Origin of the sequence: Actinomycetospora sp. (genome assembly GCF_036497245.1) — a bacterium.
GTDB lineage: Bacteria > Actinomycetota > Actinomycetes > Mycobacteriales > Pseudonocardiaceae > Actinomycetospora.
This window is the reverse complement of sequence record NZ_DASXJS010000046.1, coordinates 1-3,925: the sequence shown is the minus strand read 5'-3', so window position 1 is coordinate 3,925 and position 3,925 is coordinate 1. Positions and strand designations below refer to the sequence as shown.

Here is a 3,925-nt window from a genome sequence, read left to right as displayed (position 1 = left end):
CGAGTTCTCCGAAACCGCACCCACGCCACTGCCGTCATCCCTAGCGTCCTCGGTGGAGGGGGTGGTCAGCGGTGCCGATGCCGGGCGATCCGGGTGCGGTCGAGTCGGGGGCGAACCAGCTCACGACCATGGCCGAGGGGTTCACGAGCGCGGGCGAGGGCATCCGCGCCGCGGGCAACTCCTGGGCAGCGGGGTGGACGGGCGGGGCGGCACAGGCGGCGTCGGCGCAGGTCGGCGAGGTGGGGACCAAGGCGGCGGTCGGCGCCGACGTGTCCCGTGCGGTCGGGCAGGCGCTCACGACCTACGCGGCCGAGCTGCGCGCGGCCCAGGAGCAGTACCTCCGGGGCGAACAGATGGTCGCCGCCGGGCAGGCCGGTCTCGCGACGTCGACCACGACGATGCAGAACCTCCTGGACACCGAGATGACGACCCCCGCCTCCGCGCAGAAGGACGCGGCGTTCGACTCGGCCGGTGCCACGGTCTCCGCAGCCCAGGCGAGGGTCGCCGAGGGCGAGCGGCTGATGCAGGAGGCCGTCCAGCGCGAGCAGGCGGCGAACGCCGCGGGCGCCACGTCGGTGCAGGGCGCCCAGGGCCAGCTCGCCGGGATGACGGCGCCCACCCCCGGAGCCGCCGGTGCGGTCCCGGGTGGAGCGCCGGGGATGCCGGGCGCGCCGGGCCAGGCCCCACCCGCGTTCACCGCCGCTCCGGCCACCCCGGCGCCCGAGGAGGAGAGCGGGTTCCCCTGGACCGACGTCGCCCACGGGGCGCTGGACGTCGCGGGCCTGATCCCGGTCGTCGGCGAGGTCGCCGACGGCGCCAACGCCGCCTGGTACACCGCCGAGGGGGACTACCTCAACGCCGGGCTCTCGGCGGCCGCGATGGTGCCGTTCGCGGGCTGGGCGGCCACCGGGCTGAAGACCGGGATCAAGGCGGGCGAGGCGATCACCGACCTCACGAAGGCCGGGTCCCATCTCGCCCCCGAGGCCGCAGCGGCCGTGCGGACCGCGCCGACCCCTGCCTCCGGCCTGCGCATCGACATGGCGCCCTCGGCGGCGACCCCGCCGGGCCGGGCCCTCTCGATCGGCGAGCCCGTCGACGTCGGCACCGGGCACCTGCTGCTCCTCGCCGTCGATGTCGAGCTGTCCGGCGCCCTGCCCTTGGTCCTCGAACGGCTCCATCGCTCCTCCTACCGCTCCGGGCGCTTCTTCGGCCCGACCTGGGCCTCGACGCTCGACGAGCACCTGGTCGTCACCGACGAACACGTCGTCCTCGCCCGGGCCGACACCGCCGTCCTGCGGTTCCCTCCGGGCGGCGGCGCCGCGGCGGAGGACGGCCGCTGGACACTCACCCGGGAGGGCGCCGACCTCGTCGTCGACGACCTCGACGGCGCACGGCGACGGCACTTCTCCGGGGCGGGCGAGCAGCGTTGGCTGACGGCGGTCGTCGACCACCACGGCCGCCGATACGACATCGACCGGCTCGCCGACGGCACCCCGCACGAGGTCCGCCACGACGGCGGCTGTCGCGTCACGGTCCGCACCGCGCAGGACCGCATCGTCGGCTACGACCTCGTGGGCGCCGGGCCCAACGGGTCCGACCGGGCCCTCGTCCGGTTCGGCTACGAGGCCGGGAACCTGACCGCCGCTGTCACTTCCTCGGGGGTGCCGACCCGGTTCGGGTACGACCACCGCGGGCGCATGACCGGATGGGCCGATCGCCGCGGCACGTGGTTCCGTCACGAGTACGACGACGAGGACCGGGTCGTCCGCCAGGTCGGCTCCGGAGGCACTCTGAGCTGCACCTTCTCCTACGATCACGCGGTCGTCGCCCGCACCGACTCGCTCGGGGCGACGACGCGGTACGTCCACGACGAGGCCGGTCGGGTCGTGCAGGTGATCGATCCGCTCGGCGCCGAGCGCCGGACCGCGTACGACGACGCCGGCCGCGTCATCGCCGTCGTCGACGAGATCGGCCGGACGACGCGGTACGGCCACGACGCCCTCGGCGTCCTGGACCGGGTGGAGCGTCCCGACGGCTCGGTGGTCTCCGAGGTCCACGACGCCGCCGGCCGGCCCGTGCTCGTGCGGGACGCCGACGGCGCGACGTGGTCGCACGAGTACGACCACGCCGGTAGCAGGGTCGCGACGACCGATCCGCTCGGCGCGACCACGCGGTACGAGCACGACGAGCACGGGTTCCTCGTCGCCGTCACCGATGCCCTGGGCGGGGTGCACCGCCTGGAGCACGACGCCGCCGGGCTGCCGGTCGCCGTCGTCGACCCGATCGGTGCGGTGACGCGATGGGAGCGCGACGCGTGCGGCCGGGTCGTCGCCGAGACGGACCCGACCGGCCTCGTCACGCGCTACAGCTGGACCCTCGAGGGTCGCCTCGCGACGGTGACCGCTCCCGACGGCGGCGTCGAGCGCCGCCTCTACGACCCCGAGGGCAGCCTGACGTCGGTGACCGACGCCGTCGGGCAGGTCACCCGGTTCGAGCACACGCACTTCGACCTGCTCGCCGCGCGGGTCGACCCCGACGGCTCACGGCACGAGCAGGCGTGGGGCTCGGAGATGCGGCTGCTCGCCGTCACGAACCCCCAGGGCCTGCGCTGGTCCTACGAGTACGACGCCGTTGGGCGGCTCACCGCGGAGACCGACTTCGACGGTCGCCGCACCGCCTACGACCTCGACCCCGCCGGAGCGCTCCGGCGCCGGACGAACGAGCTCGGGGAGACGGTCGTGTTCACCTACGGGCCCCTCGGCCACGTCTCCGAGCGGCGCGCGGACGGCGTCCTCACCACCTACGACCACGATCCGGTCGGCCGTCTGGTCCGTGCTACCACCCCCGACGTCGACGTCGTGCTCACCCGCGACGCACTGGGCCGGGTGGTCGGGGAGGCGACCAACGGGCGCGAGCTGACCTCGTCGTACGACGCGCTGGGGCGCCGCGTCGAGCGGGTGACGCCCACGGGGCAGCGCAGCGAGTGGACGTTCGCGCCGGACTCGACGGTGAGCTCGTTGGTCGCCGCCGTCACGATGGAGTTCGACCACGACGTCGCCGGCCGCGAGACCCGTCGTCGCGCCGGCAGCGCGGTCGTCGAACAGCGTTGGGATGCGGGAAGGCTGCTCGAGCAGCGTCTCGGGGGCACGTTCGAGCGCCGGTTCCGGTACCGGGCCGACGGCAGCGTCGTCGGGATCGGTGCGCGGGAGTTCGACGTGGACCCCCGCGGGCGGGTGACCGCGGTCCGCGGCGGCGGCTGGTCGGAGCGCTACGCCTACGACGCGGGTGGGAACACCGTGGCGGCGTCGTGGCCGGGCGCGGATCCGGAGGTCGCGGGCGGGCGCGAGTTCTCCGGGACGATGCTGCGCCGGGCGGGGCGTGCGACGTACGGGTACGACCCCGCCGGCCGGGTGGTCCGCCGGACCCGCGGGCGACTCTCACGGCCGCCCGAGTCCTGGCAGTTCGGGTGGGACGCGCTCGACCAGCTCGTCGCGGTGACGACGCCCGACGGATCCCGGTGGCGGTATGTCTACGACGCGTTCGGGCGGCGGGTGTCCAAGCAACGCCTCGATCCGTGTGGTGCAGCCGTCGAGCAGGTCGACTTCACGTGGGACGGGGCGACGCTGGTCGAGGAGGTCCGGCACTCGGACGCCGGGGTCTCGTCGACCACCTGGGACCACGACGCGAGCGGTCTGCGGCCGGTCTCGCAGCGCTCGCGGTCGCGGGCCGCCGGGCAGGACGAGGTCGACGAACGCTTCTTCGCGATCGTCACCGACCTCGTGGGCGCGCCGACCGAACTGCTCGCCCCGGACGGGTCGGTGGCCGGGCAGGCCCGCCGGTCGCTGTGGGGTCGCACGACCTGGACCGGTGCCTCCACGCCGTTGCTCTTCCCCGGCCAGTACCTCGACGCCGAGACCGGGCTCGC

General features: G+C 75.0%; 1 protein-coding gene. It reads left to right on the top strand.

The window, feature by feature from the left end; genetic code table 11:
• Positions 1-77 precede the first annotated feature (77 nt).
• Positions 78-3,925 (top strand): DUF6531 domain-containing protein (locus VGI02_RS05475; RefSeq protein WP_331626264.1); only part of this gene is annotated, 3,848 nt, incomplete at its 3' end.